Origin of the sequence: Solibacillus sp. FSL K6-1781, assembly GCF_038630735.1 — a bacterium.
Lineage (GTDB): Bacteria > Bacillota > Bacilli > Bacillales_A > Planococcaceae > Solibacillus > Solibacillus silvestris.
The window spans coordinates 2057861-2078438 of the sequence record NZ_CP152038.1 but is presented as its reverse complement, the minus strand read 5'-3'; the positions used below and the strand labels follow the sequence as shown (position 1 = coordinate 2078438).

Sequence of the window (20578 nt, the reverse complement as noted above, 5' to 3'; positions counted from 1 at the left end):
CTATTTAAAATAGAAGTGGCTTGCTATACAATGAATGTGTAGCGTAATTAAAGGAGGATATGAACGTGGCTGAAATTAAAGTCCCTGAATTAGCAGAATCAATTACTGAAGGAACAATTGCCCAATGGGTGAAAAAAGTTGGAGATCGCGTAGAAAAAGGCGAATTCATCGTTGAGTTAGAAACTGATAAAGTTAATGCTGAAATTATCTCTGAAGAAGCAGGCGTTTTAAAACAAATTTTAGCTGAAGAAGGCGATACTGTATTAGTTGGACAAGTAATCGCAGTAGTTGAAGCAGGCGAAGGCGCAGCACCAGCACCAGCTGCAAAAGAAGAAGCTCCAGCAGCAGCTCCAGCAAAAGAAGAAGCTCCTAAAGCAGCAGCACCAGCACCAGCACCAGTTGCAGTTGAAGAAACTTCAGGTGAGCGTGTAATCGCTTCACCAGCAGCACGTAAATTAGCTCGTGAAAAAGGTATCGACTTAGCAGCAATTTCACCAGTTGATCCACAAGGTCGTGTACGTGTACAAGACGTTGCAGCACATGGTACAGCTCCAGCGGCTCCAGCAGCAGCCCCAGCTCCAGCAGCAGGCAATGGTCCAATGATCTTTACACCAGCAGCTGATACAGACCGTGTAACAGTTGAAAAAATGAGCCGTCGTCGTCAAACAATTGCAAAACGTTTATTAGAAGTTAAACAATCAACTGCAATGTTAACTACTTTCAACGAAATTGATATGACGAACATTATGGCATTACGTAAGCGTAAACAAGATGAGTTCGTGAAAGCTAACGATATTAAATTAGGCTTCATGTCATTCTTTACAAAAGCTGTAGTAGCAGCATTAAAGAAATATCCATATGTAAATGCACAAATTAACGGTGATGAAATTCACTTAAACAACTTCTTCGATATCGGTATTGCTGTATCAACAGAAGAAGGTTTAGTAGTACCAGTAGTTCGTGATGCAAATGCGAAAAACTTTGCTGAAATCGAGAAAAACATTGCGGAATTAGCTGGTAAAGCACGCGACAAAAAATTAGGATTAAACGACATGGCTGGCGGATCATTCACAATCACTAACGGTGGTGTATTCGGTTCATTAATGTCTACACCGATCATGAACGGTACTCAAGCTGGTATTTTAGGTATGCACTCAATCGTAAACCGTCCAGTAGCTGTTAATGGTGAAGTTCAAATTCGTCCAATGATGTATGTAGCATTATCTTATGACCACCGTATCATCGATGGTAAAGATTCTGTTGGCTTCTTAAAAACAGTTAAAGAAATGATCGAAAACCCAGAAGATTTATTATTAAATTCTTAATAGTATCTTCTATGCTAATGCGCAATATGTAATATATTGCGCATTAGCTTTTTTTTACAGATAACTTTCAGAAAAATGATTGTTGACGGAAATGTCGCAATAATGTAATATAAACATATCAATTTCATATTAAAACCTCACATTCTCGTGAGGTAGAGGCGCGATACTTAACAGTTTTATATGGAGCCATGAGCTGGCTGTGAAATATAAGAGAAGGAAATATCGCCGAAGTGTTGTAAATGCTCAATTTTACAATGCTGGGTCTGCAGTGAACAATTGCAGAACTGTCTCAATCATCTATATCCCTGATGGTTGAGTTGTGCTATCTCAAAATGGGAACTGTAGAGGATTCGGGCTAATTATAATTTAAACGACCTAAAGTTCTTCTTTTAGGTCGTTTTTTGTATACGTGAACCCCGAAATTTAACAAAAAAGGAGATATTTTCTATGAAAAAAAGACTATTAATTTTATTGACTGCCATGACAATGCTATTGTTAGCAGCGTGTGGTTCAAGCGATGAAGGTACTACAAGCGGTTCTGATTCAGACAAGAAAGTTATTAAAATTGGTATGGAAGCAGCGTATGCCCCTTTTAACTGGTCACAAAAAGATGATGCCAATGGCGGAGTTCAAATTGCAAGTTCAAAGGAATTTGCAGCAGGCTATGATGTGGAAATTGCGAAAAAAATTGCAGAAGGTCTGGACATGGAATTACAAATTGTCAAAACAGACTGGGATGGCTTAATTCCATCATTACAATCAGGTGCCATTGATCTGGTAATTGCAGGTATGTCACCAATGCCTGAACGTAAGGAAGTAATTGATTTCACAGAGAACTATTACACAAGTGACTATGTCATTGTTGTAAAAGAAGACGGTCCATATGCAAATGCAACTTCGTTATCTGACTTTGCAGGTGCAAAAATTACAGGTCAGCAATCGACAACACATTATGATGTAATCGACCAAATCGAAGGTGTTCAAAAACAAGTAGCGGCAACTGATTTTGGTGCAATGCGAGTGCAATTACAGTCAGGTGCGATTGATGGATATGTTTCAGAACGTCCAGAAGGTATCTCTGCTGAAATGGCACTGAATAATATTAAATACATCGTACCTGAGCCAAACTTCGAAGCAGACGAAGCGTCAACAGCTGTAGCAGTAGGTTTGAAAAAGGGATCAGATTTACGTGAACAAATTAACAAAGTTTTAGCTGAAATTTCGGAAGAAGAGCGTCAACAACTAATGGAAGACGCAATTGCAAATCAACCAGCAGCACAATAATCGTGTCGCATTAACAGTTTTGATGAGGTTGTCTTGCCGGCAAACGGAAGACAACCTTTTTCTATTAAAATTATGGTTTCATACATAAATAGTAGAAACAAAGAAAGAAATGGAGGACAAGGCGATGGCATTTTTAGAATCATCATGGAACTTGTTTACGAACAACTGGGATTTATTCGTACGTGGTGCTTGGACTGCACTTCTATTGGCAATTATCGGGACAATTTGCGGAACTCTGATTGGATTTTTTATCGGGATTATGCATACGATTCCACAACGTAAAAAGAATGTAAAATCAATAGTTTTAAAAGTATTTAATTTCATATTAACGTCATATGTGGAAATTTTCAGGGGAACGCCAATGATGGTTCAAGCGATGGTGGTGTTTTATGGCCTCGTATACTTAGGCATTGATATTGACCGCTTTTTAGCAGCTTCTGTTGTTATTAGTTTAAATACGGGAGCATATATGGCTGAATATGTACGTGGCGGTATTGTTTCGATTGATAAAGGGCAATTTGAGGCAGCACAGGCGATTGGCATGAATCACCTGCAAACAATGATTCATATTGTCCTGCCGCAAGTCGCACGAAATATTTTACCTGCAACAGGGAATCAGTTCGTAATGAACATTAAAGATTCTTCAGTATTAAGTGTTATTTCGGTTGTGGAACTATTCTTTACGGCAAACTCGATTGCAGGCAGTAACTATAAATATATCGAAGCGTTCTTTATCGCAACGATTTTGTACTTTATTATGACATTTACTGTAACTCGTTTCTTACTATTATTCGAGAAGAAGATGGACGGACCGTCTTCATATAAAGTGGAGCTTATTACCGGCAACAAGCTAGATAAGGATGGTGAATAAAATGACAGTTGTAATAGATATTAACCATTTAAATAAAAAATTCGGCGATCATGAAGTATTGAAAGATGTGAATTTTCAGGTAAACAGAGGGGAAGTCGTAACATTGATCGGTTCTTCTGGTTCTGGGAAATCAACACTGTTACGCTGCATTAATCTACTCGAAACACCAACAGCAGGAGAAATAATCTATAACGGTGAAAATATTTTAAATGACGGTCATCAAATTGAAAAGTACCGTACACATTTAGGGATGGTATTTCAGCAGTTCAATTTATTCAATAATTTGGATGTACTAAATAACTGTATTGTTGGCCAAATGAAAGTGTTGAAGCGTTCAAAAGAGGAAGCAGAACAAAATGCGATGAAATATTTGGAGCTTGTCGGTATGAGTGCCTATAAAAATGCGAAACCGAAACATTTATCCGGTGGACAGAAACAACGTGTCGCAATCGCCCGTGCATTAGCGATGGATCCCGATGTAATGCTGTTTGATGAACCGACATCAGCGCTTGACCCTGAAATGGTAGGGGAAGTATTAAAGGTAATGCGCCACCTGGCAGACCAAGGAAATACAATGCTGATCGTTACACATGAAATGGAGTTTGCCAAGGAAGTATCTGACCGCATTGTCTTCATGGATAAAGGGGTTATCGTAGAAGAAGGCCCTCCGGAACAGTTGCTTGTAAATCCGAAACATGACCGGACTAAAGAATTTTTAAAACGAACATTAAGGTAATAGCAAAAAGCTCGCAGTCAAATGCGAGCTTATTTTCGTGAGTTCCATTCGCTTATTAAAATAAATACAATTGCAAAAGCAATTACAATTGCGAAAAACCACATTGGAATACTACCAAATGCCATAAATTCCACCTCTGTTTGAAAGTTTAACATGGAATAGTAGTTCAATCAAATACCGGAAACAGCGATAAATTAAATCAATTTTTAATGTGTTCGGCGCCTATGTATTTATATAACAAACAAGAAAAGTTGATTTTTACTACAACGCGCTTTCCACTGGCAGGAAAATCATATAAAATAGGAGAGTATCGATATTAGTTAAAAGTGAGGGAACAACATGCTACATTTAAAATGGAAAGATGCACCGACAATTCGCACAGTAAAGTGTGTACATACAGACGCATCAAAATATTTAGTATCAAACGTATTAACAGTAGGTAAAGAATATGAAGTGAAAAACGAAACAGAAGAATTCATTTTTGTAATCGACAACACGGGTGAAGTTGGCGGATTTTACAAAGACTACTTCGCTTAAAAATAAAAAAGGTGTGAGAAAAGTCATAATGGCTTTTCACACACCTTTTTTATTTCTGTTCTAATATTGTATGCTCGATTTCATGGCGCTTTTCGTCTGTCTCTACATGTACACGTAATGTATCTTCAATATCGTGCAGTAATTGCATCTGAGTCTGTTTAAACCGGTCAATATCACTATGGGATAATGCAGGGCGATTCGCCGCTTTTTTGGACACTTCCAGCATTTTACCGTTTTTACGCATCAATTGTTCTGAAGCATCCATTAGCCGTTCCTGAGACCGTATTGCACGACGCTGATTGTTCATATTTAATAACATCGCAATTTGGGACTGCCATAAAGGGATAGTCGTCATAATCGAACTTTGAATTTTTTCGATTAACATTTGATTCGTCTGCTGAATCATTCGAATTTGCGGTGCATATTGAATTGCCACTTCCCGCGATAGTTCCAGATCATACATACGGCGGTCAATCCACTCGATTTGCATTTCAATGTCTTTCAATTCATGCTGTTTAAAAGGATTTTGTCCTTCTACAATTTCTTTTTGCATTGAAGGTAGGACAACATCCCGCATATGCTGTTTTTTTATTTCCAATGTTGCGATATAAACATTAATTTCCTGGAAATAGTCTTCATTTATTGCATATAGTTTATTTAAAAACTGGTAATCGTTTAATAACGCATTTTGGTTATATTCCAATTGGATGCTCAAGCGGTCGATGCGTTTACTCAATTTGTTGTAATGGGTCATAATCTCTTGAATAGACTGAGTCGGTCGGCTGAAGAGTTTTGCAAAGAACCCTTTTTCCTGTTCGATTAATGCATCCGGGTCAATCATTTCTAAATGCTGCATTAAATCGGATAATACTTCACCGACTTTCCGGACATCTTTGCGCTGAATATACTGCAGCATCTGTGTTGTAAATTTTTTCAATGCTTCTTGTGCAGGTAAACCAAATGAAAGAACCGTTTCATAATTTTTCGGCTCTAAATTTTGGGCTAATTGCAGTGCCCGTTGTTTCATATCATTAGATAATGATGCGAAAAGCGGTGAGGCTGCATTGTTTGCAACGTTCACCGCAAATTGTTCTTTACTTACTTGCAAGTCAACATTTTCACTTGCTGTAAAGGCATCAAATGGATTATTTGTCATATTCATTTGTTACTCACCGCCGATTTTTAATCGATCTTTACGCTTTTCATTCGACAATTTAGCAAAGTCGAGTTCAATTTTTAAGTTTTCGATATCCGAAGATAAAGCACTTTTTAAATCCGATTCCATTGTAATTTGGAGATCTTTCAGCGTTCTGCGTGTATCTTCCAACGCTAAATGTACATCCGTACCAGGTACTTGTTCCTTTGTCAGTAACGTGTATTTATCAGACAGCTGTACGGCTGAAGGTAGATGTGCATAGAAGAAATCTTCCACTGCATAAAACTTTTGAGGGTTTGTTTGCACAATATTGATAATACGTTTTGCTAGTTTGGACATTTCATTTATTTGCTTAAAAGCACGTACCGAACGCACTCTGACATATTGCTGATTTAATGCCTGAATATGTGAACGGGCCTGTTTTAATTGTGCTTCGATTAAATTGTATTCCGATTTAGAAAGCCCAATTTTTTTACTTTGTGTTGTTTTCTGAATAGCGTATGTTATTTTATTACTGATGAAATATGCTGCTGCTCCAAGAGGTAATGCCAGCATCGTTGTTATGCCGGTAAAATTAACAAACGTTAGTGTGGCAGCTGTCGAAAAAACCAATACATTAATTAGATGGCGTGTTAGAAAATTTATAGGACCAAGCATTGTCATACCTCCTTTACTCGATACTATTGATACGTATGAAACGTAAAAAAGTTTCACTGTTTCTTACAATATCGCAGAAATATTAGCGGAATTATTATTTTAAGCCACATATATTACCTGAACTTATTATGGCGGCTTTTTATTAATCGTAACAAGTTTTGGCTCTATTAAAAAGTAAAAAGATTTGAAAAGCGGAACAAATATTATCATTTCCAATCTCCCCCTAATTATAATGAGCATTATTAGACAATGCGGGTAATTGTGTATAAAATATAGAGAAAGAAAGGATAATGTATATGTATAAAATTATTTATATGAAGGCAGATTATGAGCCTTGGTGGCAATTTGACGGTTGGGAAGAGTATATTGTATCAACGAAACAATTTGATACAGAGCAGCAATTCCAAATGGCATTGAATCATTTGCTTGCTCAGTTTCGTAACAAATATGAGTTTGAAGCACATAAAAATGAACGATTTTATGCATTTTGGTCAGAGGATGAATGTGAATTTTGTGAAGCCTGTGATGATGATGCCCAAATATATCATGGCATTATTGTACTAACGCCAGAAGCGATTACACGATAACTTCATTAAATTGAAAATTTGCTTAATTTGCCAAATGGTAATTGACAGTCATTATTATGATATATATACTATATTTAACAATTGAAAGATGACCGAATACAATGGCTTCACATATTACAAACAGTAATCGAGTTAGTTGATCGGTACTCTTGTAATATGTGTTTTTTTATTTGGTTTTTTAATTGTTAACTTTTATTTTTGGAGGTATTTATTGATGAAACAAGGTACAGTAAAATGGTTTAACTCAGAAAAAGGTTTTGGCTTCATTGAATTAGAAGGGGAAGACGATGTATTCGTGCACTTCTCTGCAATTCAAGGTGAAGGTTTCAAAACATTGGAAGAAGGACAAAAAGTTGAGTTCGAAGTTGTTGATGGCAACCGTGGACCACAAGCATCGAATGTAATCAAACTATAATAGTACAAATTCCGAAAGCTGCGTATAGAAGTACGCAGCTTTTTTGTTTTTACATAATTTTTCCAAATTGTGATATAATTTAGAAAATAATTTGAAAGGTTGAGTTACCAATACGACAAGTACATAATGCAAACACGCGTAAAAACAGAGCAATAAAATCGGCTGTTATTATTGTTTTAGTAACGGCAGGTTTGTTCGGACTGTTTTACTGGGAAAAACAAAGTAAACAAACTAACGAAAAAATGAACCAACTGGCAGAGAGTGATGAAAATTTTATACCGATCAGCGATACATATTTAAATATTGAACAGTATGAACTTTTTTACCGGAATAATCGAATGCGTTCGAATGAAGATGTAGTGTCTTCTGCATTAAGACATGCGATATCTAAATATGCGCTCATCGATTATATGCAGCAGCAAAATATTACGCTAAGTCATGAAAAGCGTCAATTCCAGCGGGAAACTTTAGATAAACAGCTTACATATGATTTGCAGGATCCAATATTAAAGAGCTATTTTGAAAAGATGTTCCAAGATCTTCAAATTAGTAAACAGGAATATATAGAGGAATATTTACTCGTTAATAACGAATATGCTTCTTTAAGTGTTGATATGGAACTGGACCAACTTAGCTATCCAACTGAAGATCAGGAGAAGATTTATAAAGAAAAGATGGGCATAACCTTTGATTACCTGGAATATTTAGCAGAAAGTGAATTCATTCATATCGAGCCTTCCAGTAAGAATATTGATTTGCCTTTTACAGTTGAGCGGAATTTATTTAATTTTGCTAAAAATCAGGATGGGGAAATTATTCTTGCTTCAAAAGAGTTTAATACGATGAGGATTACAGATGAACAGAGCCATATAATTCACGAAGTTGGAGAAAGGAATAATCTCCAGGAGTTGGCGCGGTATAATTTCAAACAGTATGAAAATGCGTTACAGCAAGAAGCGGCATCGGGAAATGAAAATGCGCCGGTTGCGGATGAGTTACTGGAATTATTTAAAGTAGTGGAGCGGAGTATAGACATGGATCTTGGTGAAGTGGTAAATTATCAGTTCAGCAAAATCCCTTCATACGACGTCAGCAAATTGCGGAAGCATCAAGACATTACTTTACAGCTGGTTGAGCATGAATATTATTACCGTGCAGAAAACATTCCTAATAAATCCTATGCTTACCGAATTGCCAATGAAGAAGTAGGTGCGATGTATGGTTTATTTAATTATTTGAAGCAGGATTTCGAAACCGAAATAGATGAAGCAGCACGTTCAAATGCGCGAATAAAGCTTGAAAAGTCGCTAATTGAGCAAATGGAAAATCCTTATTTTAAAAAGTATATGGATGATTTATTGAAGTCATTTGATATTCCATTATCTACGTATTTAGATGATTACTTATTAGTGATGGAGGAATATAAACTCTTGTTGCAGCTAATGAGAGAGCAAAATTTAGGTCTTGATCATAATGGCCGGTACAATAAAGGCTGGATAGAAGCGCGCTACAGAATGGCTGCAGATTTTACATGGGAAGATAAATTTGAGAAAATGTGGTCGATGGATGATGAGGAAATTGTGGAGCCACTTGAGCCACAGCCTGATTTATCATTTTCTTTACCGGAATATGCACCTCAAATAGGTATAAATAAAAAAGGGCAATATGCTTTTACTAATAGTTCCACACTTTATTTGTCTGATGAACAGCAAATAGTATTTGATCTGCTTGTCAAAACGTTTGATTTACCGGTTCTTTCCCGTTATTCGATAACACAAAATATAGACAAACTGGATCAATTAAAGGCTGATGAAACAAAGAAAAAACAATTGCATGACATACTCGATATTTACAAAAATACGATTATCGAATAAATAAAAAGAAGGAGTGCAGAATAATTGCCTCCTTCTTTTTCGTTCATTAGCTTAAGCCTTGTGCATCTTTCCACTCTAGATACTCATCATATGTTAATGGTTTATCTAAAATAGAACCGTCTTCACGGATTTCGATTACGCGGTTTGCAATTGTTTGAATGAATTGGTGGTCATGTGATGTAAAGATCATCGCACCTTTGAAGCGGATTAAGCCTTCATTCAATGCTTGAATTGATTCAAGATCCAAGTGGTTTGTTGGCTCATCTAATAATAATACATTCGAGTTTGAAAGCATCATTTTTGAAAGCATACAGCGAACTTTCTCTCCACCTGAAAGTACAGCAGGAGATTTCTTCACTTCTTCACCAGAGAATAGCATACGGCCTAAGAAACCACGTAAGAACGATTCAGTTTCATCTTCCGGAGAATAAGGGCGTAACCATTCAACTAATGACTTTTCATTGCCGCCGAAGTATTGGTCATGATCCATTTCGAAGTAGCTTTGAGATGTTGTGACACCCCATTTATACGTACCGGCATCTGCTTGTTTACGATCCATTAAAATATCCATAAATGCAGATTTTGCATTTGGTGAACCTAAAAGGATAATTTTATCTTCTTTGTTCATTGAGAAGCGGATGTCTTTGAATAATATTTCACCATCTTGTGAAGCTGTTAAGCCATCAACTGTTAATACGTCATTCCCGATTTCACGACCAGCTTGGAAGTTGATGAACGGGTACTTACGGCTTGAAGGACGGATGTCATCCAGCTCAATTTTATCAAGCATTTTTTTACGAGACGTTGCTTGAGAAGATTTCGATGCGTTTGCAGAGAAGCGTGCAACGAATTCTTTTAATTCTTTAATTTTCTCTTCTTTTTTCTTGTTTTGGTCTGCCATCATTTTTTGCGCTAATTGACTTGACTCATACCAGAAATCGTAGTTCCCAACATAAAGCTGAATTTTACCAAAGTCTAAGTCTGCGATATGTGTACATACTTTATTTAAGAAGTGACGGTCATGGGATACAACGATTACTGTGTTTTCGAAGTTAATTAAAAACTCTTCCAGCCATTTAATCGCTTTTAAGTCCAAGTGGTTCGTAGGCTCATCCAGTAGTAAAACGTCCGGCTTACCGAATAACGCTTGTGCTAGTAAAACTTTTACTTTATCAGAACCTTCTAAGTCAGCCATCATCATGTAGTGCATATCGTCACCGATACCTAGACCGTTTAAAAGAGTGGCAGCATCAGATTCTGCTTCCCAGCCGTTCATGTCGGCAAATTCGCCTTCAAGTTCAGCAGCACGCATACCATCTTCATCTGTCATTTCCGGTTTCATGTAGATTGCGTCTTTTTCAGCTTTTACTTCCCAAAGACGTTTGTTACCCATTACAACCGTATCCAATACGTTGAATTCATCGTATTCGAAATGGTTTTGCTTTAAAACTGAAAGACGTTCATCTTTTCCCATTGATACGTGGCCTTCTTGTGCCTCGATATCACCTGATAAAATTTTTAAGAATGTCGATTTACCAGCACCGTTTGCTCCAATTAGACCATAACAGTTCCCTGGTGTGAATTTAATGTTAACATCGTCAAATAATTTACGGTCACCATAACGTAGACCTACACCTGATACTTGAATCATGCAAGTACCTCCTTGAATTGTTTCGTTGTATTTTCGATTGCTTAAAAAAGAGAATTCTCTTTTGCACACAATGTTTCTATTATAGCATGTCTTAGTGCTAAATTAAATAATAGCGTATCGGAAATAAATGAATCTCACTAAACGTGATTATTTACGTGTCACACATTTTTAATGGGTTTTGCTTTCCTGATAGTAAAAGAGAAACGAGGCATAATTCCCAATTGGTTTAATGCTTCCATTGGTTGAAGCAAAAAACTAAGGCTGAAGTGAATGAATGGAGTTCAATAGTATTATCGGGCGATTTTAAGATGCGTTCGATCGTCCCGCTCATCATTGGTATTTTGTATGATATGATCGGTACTCATTACATTACGAAATGGATTATCGTCATATTATTCGCTTTTATGTCATTTTCGATCATCGGGATGCAAAAGCGAAAGAAATCAGTATAATGAAAAAGTGTCTGAATCCGTTCAGTCACTTTTTTTATTCAAGGAAATAAATTTAGTTTACATAATACAATTATGGTAAACGATAAGCATGCGGAAATTATTAACCCCGCTTCGGATGATGTGGTACAAGCGCTTCACAAAATATAGGAACCCGTTAAAGGTTATTAAGTAAAGGATGCGTGAAAAGAAGGGGTCTATTATTTTATAAATGGGGAGGACGGACAAAAAAAGAGGTTCGCTACGTCTCACATTTGTACAAGAACAGCAGCATTTTTAAAGTAATCGGTGCAAATTTTTAAAAGGCGAGCAACGACTGGAAGTAAAGGTACCGAAAGTTCACTTTTTCAATAGGCAGGGAATAGAAACAGTGCCTCCATTATAATTATTTCTAATAAATCAAATGCCAGTTATTCAATTAACGGTTAATAAAAGATGAAGACAAAGGAATTGCTGTTGAAAATAGTTTAGCGCAATTTACATGCACTTCTATGGGTTGGAAGAAAATCATCTTGTTTTAAACGGCTATACGAACTCGAAAAGTAAAAATTACATTATCGCCATATTTGGAAAATGGGAATTGCAATTCGGCAATTCTTTTTTATTATACATATTATCCGACGCTATATATGTAAAATTTTAATAGCCAATAAGTCAATAAGAAGTAAAGGGAAGAAGGAAATTATGCAAATAATTTGTTTGCCTAATTAGAAAGGTTTTTATTTTGTATCTATCGAAAACAATTGAAAAAGGGGACTGATGATTTTATTATAATCATCAACACTATTAAAAGTACTATAAATATATTATGTTAACTCGAAGCCCTTTTACGAATTTTTATTTGCATGTATAATAAAGAAATTGAAGTTATTGAGGAGGGATTATGATTTCACTAGCATTACAACATTTAAAAACAAATTTTGGTTATGACTCTTTTCGTCCTGGTCAAACTCAAATTATCGATAATGTATTAAATAATAACGATACGCTTGTTATTATGCCTACAGGCGGCGGTAAATCCCTTTGCTATCAGATTCCAGCACTATGTATGGAAGGAACGACACTTGTTATTTCACCACTGATTTCTCTTATGAAAGACCAGGTTGATATGCTTGTATCCAGCGGAATTTCAGCGGCTTATATAAATAGTTCGCTCAGTTATGAAGAAGTGCAAAATGTTATGTATGGGGTGCAAAGCGGAAAAATTAAGTTGCTGTACATTGCACCGGAACGACTTGAAAATGAGCGCTTTTGCAATGAACTAGCACAAATAAATGTACCATTATTAGCCATTGATGAAGCCCATTGTATATCACAGTGGGGGCATGATTTTCGTCCAAGTTACCGTTCAATTCAGCAACTGCTACATTTATGGGATAAGAAACCAACCGTTATTGCATTGACTGCAACAGCTACTGAAGAGGTGAGTGCCGACATTCAACAGCTTCTTTCCATTGAAAAGGAAAATACATTCATTACCGGCTTTGCACGTGAAAATTTATCGTTTTCTGTTTTACTTGGAGAAAACAAAGAAGCCTATATAAAAAAATATGTAAAGGCAAATGAAAATGAAGCGGGTATTATTTATGCGGCAACTCGAAAATCGGTGGAATCGGTCTATGAAATGCTGAATAAAGCAGGATTTGCAGCAGGAAAATACCACGGCGGGATGTTCGAGGAAGATCGTACATATGAACAAAATCGCTTTTTAAATGATGAAGTTCAAATAATGGTCGCAACAAATGCTTTTGGAATGGGAATCAACAAAACAAATGTGCGCTATGTGCTTCATTATAATATGCCACGTAATATGGAAAGCTATTATCAGGAGGCAGGCCGTGCAGGACGTGATGGACTGGACAGTGAGTGTATATTACTTTACAGCTCTTCCGACGAACAAACGCAGCGTTTTTTAATCGATCAGGCACAAGATCGCTCTCGTATTCCTTTTGAACTGCAAAAGCTGCATGCCATGATTGATTACTGTCATACAGAGCGTTGTCTACAAAGTTATATTATCGAATATTTTGGAGACGAGGCAGGGCAAGATTGCGGCAGATGTGCAAATTGTACAGATAACCGTCCGCAACTGGATGTGACAACTGATGCCCAAAAAGTATTATCCTGTATCGTTAGAATGGGGCAAAAATTCGGGAAGCAGCTAACAGCTTCAGTATTAGCAGGGTCGCGCAGCAAAAAAGTGCTTGAATTCAACTTCCAAAAGTTGCCGACATATGGCATTTTACGGGCAATGAATGCGAAAGAAATCGCCAATTTTATCGAATTTTTAATTTCAGAAAAACTGATTGTTGTAAATAATGGACAGTTCCCTACGTTATCCATTTCTGATTCGGGAAAAGAAGTATTACTTGGGCAAAAAAAGGTATTACGTAAGGAAGCACTGATTATTGAATCAACCGTCGAGCCTAATGATCCACTATTTGAAGTGCTTCGTAAAATACGGAAAGAAATTGCCGACCATGAGAAAGTGCCTCCATTTGTTGTTTTTTCGGATAAATCATTAAAAGATATGTGTGTACGAAAACCTAAAAACAGCACTCAATTTTTAGAGGTTAGCGGTGTTGGGGAAAGCAAACTGGAAAAGTACGGGAAAACCTTTATTGAGGCGATTATTGCAAATTCATAATAGTTTGTTAAATAGTAACAGAGCTAATGTTATTTAAAATTAAACTTTTTCCAAAAATTTTTAAAGATATAATGTTTATACCGAAAAATACTTTTAACGAATAAATTCAATTTACTCATTGAAATTGCTATCTCACTATACTAAAGGAATGTATTGCCAAGTGCAGTACATTCTTTTTTAACTATTTTGGCGTTTAAATCATTAAACTTTAAGTTAAGATATTGTAAAAATTCTGTATTCATAGTTTAATAAGAATATTCAGTTAAGAAGTGTAGGTGAAATATTGAATATACTAGGTGAACGCATCAAAAAGCTGAGAAAACAGAAGAAATTAACTCAAACAGAGGTAGTAGGGGAACGTTTAACGAAAGGTATGCTAAGTTTAATTGAGAATGGTAAAGCACAACCTTCATTGGAAAGCCTTCGTTTTATTGCCAATCAATTAAATGTCGATGTCGATTATCTGATAGATGACGGGACACTCACAATGCTCAGAAATTTGTATACCACAATCGAAGAAGATGTAGAGCGTAGAAAGCTCATTCGCGACCCTGAAGAACTCCAATCACTAACGATTAAAATAATCGAAAAAATCGAACCTTATTTATCGGAAATTCAAGGTACAAACTATGAACAAATTCGATTAAGAGAAGTTTATTTTTTAATGAACCGTACGATTAACAAAGCCAAATCACTTGATGAATATTGGAAGTTTATCGATCAATACGAAGAGATTCATGCATATAGTCAAATGCTTCGCTGTTATTTTTATTTATGTCAGGCTGCGATTGAACAGCGTAATTACAATGAAACATTAGCTATATTAAAGCAAGGAGAAAAACGGATTGAACCTTATGAACTGATGATGGACCCGATGGTAATCCTTGATTTATACTATAATTTAACGATTTCCTATTCCGCAGTAGATAATACTAGAATGTCAGATCATTATTTACAAAAGGCATTAAATATGGCAAAAAAGAAGCAAATATTTTATCGTATGGACCGCTTTTATCATTTGTTGTTTATTCAATCCATTGCAAATGAGGATATTAATAAATGTAAAGAGTACATAGAAAAATTAATGCTTTTATCAGAGTTTGCTGACGATCCGGCGATATCTGTACGTTATTTGTACAGCAAGCTGCATTATATGAACATTGTTGAAAAGAAATACGCACAAATCGTTCCGGAAATTGACCATTATAAAACAAAACTGCAGGATTACTTATTTTTATTTAAAAATCCTATCTTCATCGGTGAAGAGATGTATGCGGAATTTAAATTACAAAACTACTCGAAAGCACTCCAAATCGGTACTGCTTTAACCATTCCTGACTACTTACACCATCCCATTGATCTAGCCAAATATTATCAATTCTTTGCTGTACGGGCATTAGCTTCTTACTATGAGAAAGATGAAGTTGCCGCGAAACGTGATATCATTTTTGCTAAAAATGGTGTAGAAGACTTTCCCGAGACAATTTACAAAAAATTTATTTATAAAGCTTTCAATGAAATTTTTATTTAATTCATTAACTTAAAAAAGAACGTACCGTTCGAAATTTCGAGTGGTACGTTCCTTTTTATGCAAAAATTTTAACTTTCCTTCCAGTGAACATCAATAAACTCATCGCGTCCTGATTTAGCCCGGTCTTCCTGATAATGTGCTTCTTCTTTTTTGTAATAGTCTTGATGGTAGTCTTCCGCTGGCCAAAAAGTTTGTGCCTGTTGAATTTCAGTGACAATCGGTTTTTTGAAACGTCCACTTTCCGCCAAGTCTTTCTTTGACTTTTGTGCAGCCTTATATTGATCATCGCTATGCGTAAAAATAACTGTTTTGTACGACTCACCGCGATCATGGAACTGACCGCCAGCATCTGTTGGATCAATTTGCATCCAATATATATCCAATAATTTTTCATAGCTGAAAAGCTCTGGATTAAATTCAATCTCGACAACTTCAACATGTCCAGAGTCTCCACGCTTTACATCTTCATATGTAGGTTTTTCCACATGACCACCCATATAACCGCTTGTTACTTTTTCGATGCCTTCCCATTGATCAAAAGGTTTCACCATACACCAAAAACAACCACCTGCAAATGTAGCCTTTTCCATTCTGTATCACTCCTCATAAACCAGTAAAAACATATTCAACCTTAAACTTTAACCTTATTTAAAGCAGTTAAATATGCTGTATTCTACCATGGATAAGAATGACATTCAATTTATTAAACTTCCTGTAAGCGCATATAATATTCTATAGCAAAAAATTGAAAAAAAGATATGCTGACATTTCATTAATTAGGAAGAAAATGTGCATAAAATGGTATACTATAAGTAATTTGCAACTAAATTTAATGTAAATCGTCTAAACTTCACAGAAATAGAAAGGAAGTTGTAGGAATGGAAGAACAGACGCGTCAAACCCGCTATCGAAAGAAAAAAATGCGCAAAGGCCGGTTACTTTTCGTAGTGGTATTTCTTTTGCTTATTAGTGCAATTGGATATAGTTATGTCCAATTTAATAAGGGAAAGGAATTGGCAAGCGGTAATAAAATTGAAGTAGAAGGCTTTGAACCAGATGACAATCATCCGACTATAGAAAATTATTTAATCTTAGGTGTAGATACCCGAGGTGAAGAAAAATCGCGTTCCGATACGATGATGGTTCTTTCATGGAACCATAAAACGAACGATATGAAGCTCGTATCATTTATGCGTGATATTTATGCGGAAATTCCCGGTTATCAATCGTATAAACTGAATACGGCCTATTATTTAGGTGGGGTACCGTTACTTCAGGAAACGTTAAATAATATGTTCGATATACCGATCCACCATTATGCAATGATTGATTTTAAAAGCTTTGAAACATTGATTGATATTTTGGCTCCAAACGGTATCGAAATCGATGTTGAAAAAAAGATGGGTGGATTAATCTATGTAGAGATTGAAAAGGGTCTTCAAAACTTAAACGGTAAAGAACTGCTCGGTTATGCCCGTTTCCGTGGGGATGCTGAAGGTGATTTTGGACGTGTAGCACGTCAGCAAAAAGTAATCGAAGCATTGAAAGATGAATTCTTATCACCAAAAAATGTTGCGAATCTGCCAAAATTTATCGGTGCTACCCAAGGTTATATTACGACGGATTTAACAAATAAAGACCAGTTGAAAACCGCATTAAAAGCAGTTTCAAGCGGGGAAATCAATGTTGAAAAAATGACGATTCCAGCAGAAGGTACCTATAAAATTAACAACTACCGACATGCTGGGGAAGTACTGGAAATTGATGTTGCGAAAAATTCGCAAATTTTACATGATTTTTTAAATTTAAGCGAGTAAGCATTACGTGTACATCCGTTATTCATGATAAAATAAATAATAAATTAAATATTGTTGAAATATTGAGGTGGTCTTTTGGAGAGAAAAAATGAAATGAATAAAGTGAATTCTTTACCCCAGGAAACGTCTAGATTTTTCTCTTCTAAATTTATTCGATTTTTAGGTGGTAAAAATTTATTATTCTTATTAGTGATCATCTTATTGGTTGGTTGTACGGTATTCGTCTACGATAAAATTTCCTTTATCTTCGAGCCGTTACATGTACTATTTGAAGTCATCATATTGCCTGGTGTATTAGGGGTTATCTTGTTTTACTTATTACGCCCGCCATTGAAGCTTTTAGTAAGATGGAAAGTGCCGCGTGCCTTAGCGATTCTAATTTTGTATATTATAGTTATTGCTTTGATCACATTGCTTGTCTTACTGGTTTTCCCGTTTTTACGTGATCAGTTTACAAACTTAGTACAGGAATTTCCTGTTGTTTTAATGGCACTTGCAAATGATTTATTAGCATTTTTAAACAACTCTCACTTCAGCGAGTATTTTGAAAAGATTAACTTTGACTACAATCAGATTTTAACGGACTTTACTGATAGTTTCATTACAACAGTAAAGGTAACTTTAGGTAGTTTAGCGACTGGAGTTGCGACTGGTATTACAGGATTCCTGTCAACAGTTACAGGTATCATTTTATCGCTCGTAATCGTGCCGTTTATTACATTTTATTTATTATATGAAGGGGATAAAATGCCGCGCTTCATCTTACTCCTATTTCCGCCGCGTATGCGTAAGCGAATTGGAGATGTATTGCATGATATGGACAAGCAGATTAGCTCTTACATACAAGGCCAGATTTTAGTATCGTTTTGTATTGGTGTCATGATGACAATCGGCTTTTTAATTATTGGAATGCCATATGCTTTACTACTTGGCTTCCTCGCAATGATCACAAGTGTTGTTCCCTATTTGGGACCAGCTATTGCCGCAACTCCTGCAGCAATTATTGCGATTGTAAATTCACCATGGCTGTTAGTAAAGTTAGCTATTGTATGGACAATTGTACAATTAATCGAAGGGAAGTTTATTTCCCCTCAAATTATGGGTAAATCATTAAGTATCCATCCTATTACGATTATTTTTGTATTATTAACAGCTGGTTCTTTATTTGGAGTTCCAGGTGTCGTGCTAGGTATTCCTGGTTATGCTTTAATCAAAGTTCTCATTTCACATACGTATCGACTCTTTAAACAACGTTACAATCGTTTCCAATCTGACGAGACGAACCTGTATGAAGAATTGAAATAAGAAAACAGGAAATTGTAAAGATGGGGTGTGTTAAAAGCGAAAACTTTTAACACGCTCCCTTTTTTAAAATCTTTTATCAATTACATATTTAAATGGAGGAGTATACATGTTAAGCAAATGGCTAACATCACTTGAAGAAAATGGCGTGAAGGTTGAAACTGTCATCGAAAAGACAGAGCTTGTAGAAGGTGACATATTAAACGGTTCCGTTTATGTTACATCACTTACAGAAGATGAAGAGGATAAAATTGATTACATTTCATTATTAGTCCTTTGTGAAGAGTTGGATGGTGAATTTTCCATTATCGGAAAGCACTCGTTTCAGTTAGTTGGAGGGATTCGATCAAAAGATGGGGAAATAATCCCATTTGAGATTATTCCAGACGAACGCTGGGTATGCGGTAAAGATGAGCAGCTGATTTTTCAAACGACCGTTGTATTTTTAGACGGTGTGGAAATCGAAGAAAAAGGTGTTATTACGTATAGCGCTATGGAATAATTAAAAAAGGCGTTGCTGATAATTACATACAGCAACGCCTTTTTGTTTATAATTTTATTGTAGACAGTCGTTTAACCGCTTCCTGGAGTTGTTCGACAGGCTGTACCAATGCGAGACGCATATAACCCTCACCGGCTGTGCCAAACACCGTACCCGGTACCATAACGACACCAGTTTGTTCAATCGCTTTATAGGCAAAGTCAATACATGGAATATCATACGGATATTTTGCCCATACAAACATCCCGCCATCACTTGGCGCAACTTCCCAGCCGATTGATGTTAAGCCTTCCATAAGTGTTTTATGGCGTACAGAGAAAGTTTCTCTCAGTACACTTGTAACTTGTTCAGCATTGTCCAATGCTAAAGCCGCTACTTGCTGAATCGGTTCAAAAATACCAAAGTCCAAGTTCGATTTCAGTTGCTTCATAATCGCCACTAATTCGGCATTTCCAACTATGTAGGCAATACGAGTCCCAGCAAGACTGAAGCTTTTCGATAAAGAGTTAATTTCCAAACCGACTTCTTTCGCACCAGGTGTGGCAAGGAAGCTGATTGGGGCATCTCCCTTAAAGTAAAATTCAGAGTAAGCCGCATCGTGCAAAACAATAATATTATACTTTTTCGCAAAGGCCACCACTTCTTCAAAATACGCGATTGATGGCATGGCCGGTACGGGGTTACCCGGCAAGTTTAAAATTAGTAATTTTGCTTTTTGACGAATATCTTCTGGAATGGCTTTTAAATCAGGCAAATACTGATTTTCCTTTGTTAATGGCATATAATAAGGTGTTGCGCCTGCCAAATGAATCCCCGCATCATAAGCAACATAGGCAGGATTTGTAGTAAGTACAATATCACCAGGATCACAGAATGCGACTGGAAGATGGACTAAACCTTCCTGAGAACCAATTGTTTGGACAACTTCTGTTTCCGGATCCAACTCTACATTGTTTACTCGTTTATAATAACGACATACCGCTTCATTAAATGTTTGAATACCCGTTAAAGTATAGCCGTAAGAAGACGAGAGCGCAGTAAGCTCGGACATTTTTTGGCGTAAATTCTCTGCAGGAGCGATATCAGGACTCCCAAGGCTTAAATCAATGAGTTCCGTTCCTTTTTGCTCTTGTAATTTAGCATGTTTTTTTAAGTCACCAAATATAGCCGGCACAAATAATGACATTTTTTTAGACGGTTGGATATTCAATTTTAACACTCCTTAAAACTTTCAATT

The 20578-nt window shown here is 36.3% G+C and carries 19 protein-coding genes and 1 riboswitch; of the genes, 14 read left to right on the top strand and 5 right to left on the bottom strand.

Going from position 1 to position 20578, the window contains the following annotated elements; all coding sequences use genetic code 11:
* Positions 1-65: 65 nt before the first annotated feature.
* The 5 genes from odhB (at position 66) to MHH37_RS10240 (ending at position 4753) form a co-directional block, all read left to right on the top strand.
* Complete coding sequence (gene odhB / locus MHH37_RS10260) at positions 66-1325, top strand: 2-oxoglutarate dehydrogenase complex dihydrolipoyllysine-residue succinyltransferase (protein ID WP_342572768.1); 1260 nt, start codon at positions 66-68, stop codon at positions 1323-1325.
* A gap of 145 nt (positions 1326-1470) precedes the next feature.
* A riboswitch (Lysine riboswitch) is annotated at positions 1471-1658 on the top strand.
* A gap of 114 nt (positions 1659-1772) precedes the next feature.
* Complete coding sequence (locus tag MHH37_RS10255) at positions 1773-2609, top strand: transporter substrate-binding domain-containing protein (RefSeq protein WP_342572766.1); 837 nt, start codon at positions 1773-1775, stop codon at positions 2607-2609.
* Positions 2610-2733: 124 nt separating this feature from the next.
* Positions 2734-3480, top strand: a complete 747-nt coding sequence (locus tag MHH37_RS10250; RefSeq protein ID WP_342572765.1) for an amino acid ABC transporter permease — start codon at positions 2734-2736, stop codon at positions 3478-3480.
* A gap of 1 nt (position 3481) precedes the next feature.
* On the top strand, positions 3482-4216 hold the full coding sequence (locus tag MHH37_RS10245) for an amino acid ABC transporter ATP-binding protein (protein ID WP_342572763.1): 735 nt from the start codon (positions 3482-3484) through the stop codon (positions 4214-4216).
* Positions 4217-4555: 339 nt separating this feature from the next.
* A complete protein-coding gene (locus tag MHH37_RS10240) occupies positions 4556-4753 on the top strand; it encodes a DUF6501 family protein (RefSeq protein ID WP_008407253.1) in 198 nt (65 codons plus the stop codon).
* Between the two features lie 49 nt (positions 4754-4802).
* Here the strand turns inward: MHH37_RS10240 and MHH37_RS10235 are convergent, their stop codons facing one another.
* Both MHH37_RS10235 and MHH37_RS10230 read right to left on the bottom strand, forming a co-directional pair.
* Entirely contained in the window at positions 4803-5915 is a 1113-nt protein-coding gene (locus MHH37_RS10235; RefSeq protein ID WP_342572760.1) for a toxic anion resistance protein, read from the bottom strand.
* A gap of 3 nt (positions 5916-5918) precedes the next feature.
* The gene (locus MHH37_RS10230; RefSeq protein WP_008407250.1) at positions 5919-6566 is read right to left on the bottom strand and encodes a 5-bromo-4-chloroindolyl phosphate hydrolysis family protein; all 648 of its coding nucleotides are present in this window, start codon (positions 6564-6566) and stop codon (positions 5919-5921) included.
* Between the two features lie 296 nt (positions 6567-6862).
* Here MHH37_RS10230 and MHH37_RS10225 point away from each other — a divergent pair, with 296 nt between their 5' ends.
* The 3 genes from MHH37_RS10225 to MHH37_RS10215 all read left to right on the top strand — a co-directional run bounded on the left by MHH37_RS10225 (position 6863) and on the right by MHH37_RS10215 (position 9442).
* On the top strand, positions 6863-7153 hold the full coding sequence (locus MHH37_RS10225; protein ID WP_008407249.1) for a DUF1033 family protein: 291 nt from the start codon (positions 6863-6865) through the stop codon (positions 7151-7153).
* 214 nt (positions 7154-7367) lie between these two features.
* A complete protein-coding gene (locus MHH37_RS10220) occupies positions 7368-7568 on the top strand; it encodes a cold-shock protein (protein WP_008407248.1) in 201 nt (66 codons plus the stop codon).
* Between the two features lie 191 nt (positions 7569-7759).
* Positions 7760-9442 (top strand): hypothetical protein, encoded by a 1683-nt coding sequence (locus MHH37_RS10215; protein ID WP_342572750.1) that lies wholly within the window; start codon positions 7760-7762, stop codon positions 9440-9442.
* Positions 9443-9488: 46 nt separating this feature from the next.
* Here the strand turns inward: MHH37_RS10215 and MHH37_RS10210 are convergent, their stop codons facing one another.
* On the bottom strand, positions 9489-11093 hold the full coding sequence (locus MHH37_RS10210; protein WP_342576191.1) for an ABC-F family ATP-binding cassette domain-containing protein: 1605 nt from the start codon (positions 11091-11093) through the stop codon (positions 9489-9491).
* A gap of 308 nt (positions 11094-11401) precedes the next feature.
* Here MHH37_RS10210 and MHH37_RS10205 point away from each other — a divergent pair, with 308 nt between their 5' ends.
* The 3 genes from MHH37_RS10205 (at position 11402) to MHH37_RS10195 (ending at position 15720) form a co-directional block, all read left to right on the top strand.
* Positions 11402-11545 carry a hypothetical protein gene (locus MHH37_RS10205; RefSeq protein WP_156732600.1) on the top strand — a complete coding sequence of 48 codons (144 nt, stop codon included), beginning with the start codon at positions 11402-11404 and terminating at the stop codon, positions 11543-11545.
* Between the two features lie 880 nt (positions 11546-12425).
* Positions 12426-14189 (top strand): DNA helicase RecQ, encoded by a 1764-nt coding sequence (gene recQ / locus MHH37_RS10200; RefSeq protein WP_342576190.1) that lies wholly within the window; start codon positions 12426-12428, stop codon positions 14187-14189.
* A 283-nt stretch (positions 14190-14472) separates the two neighbouring features.
* The gene (locus MHH37_RS10195) at positions 14473-15720 is read left to right on the top strand and encodes a helix-turn-helix transcriptional regulator (RefSeq protein ID WP_342576189.1); all 1248 of its coding nucleotides are present in this window, start codon (positions 14473-14475) and stop codon (positions 15718-15720) included.
* Between the two features lie 68 nt (positions 15721-15788).
* Here the strand turns inward: MHH37_RS10195 and msrA are convergent, their stop codons facing one another.
* Positions 15789-16310 carry a peptide-methionine (S)-S-oxide reductase MsrA gene (gene msrA / locus MHH37_RS10190; protein ID WP_342576187.1) on the bottom strand — a complete coding sequence of 174 codons (522 nt, stop codon included), beginning with the start codon at positions 16308-16310 and terminating at the stop codon, positions 15789-15791.
* Between the two features lie 288 nt (positions 16311-16598).
* Between msrA and MHH37_RS10185 the strand changes: the two genes are divergently transcribed.
* The 3 genes from MHH37_RS10185 (at position 16599) to MHH37_RS10175 (ending at position 19341) form a co-directional block, all read left to right on the top strand.
* On the top strand, positions 16599-17537 hold the full coding sequence (locus MHH37_RS10185; RefSeq protein ID WP_008407242.1) for an LCP family protein: 939 nt from the start codon (positions 16599-16601) through the stop codon (positions 17535-17537).
* A 93-nt stretch (positions 17538-17630) separates the two neighbouring features.
* Entirely contained in the window at positions 17631-18842 is a 1212-nt protein-coding gene (locus MHH37_RS10180; protein WP_342576185.1) for an AI-2E family transporter, read from the top strand.
* Between the two features lie 106 nt (positions 18843-18948).
* A complete protein-coding gene (locus tag MHH37_RS10175; protein ID WP_008407240.1) occupies positions 18949-19341 on the top strand; it encodes a cysteine synthase in 393 nt (130 codons plus the stop codon).
* Between the two features lie 46 nt (positions 19342-19387).
* Here MHH37_RS10175 and MHH37_RS10170 read toward each other — a convergent pair whose 3' ends face one another.
* A complete protein-coding gene (locus MHH37_RS10170; RefSeq protein WP_173364553.1) occupies positions 19388-20527 on the bottom strand; it encodes an aminotransferase class I/II-fold pyridoxal phosphate-dependent enzyme in 1140 nt (379 codons plus the stop codon).
* Positions 20528-20578 lie beyond the last annotated feature (51 nt).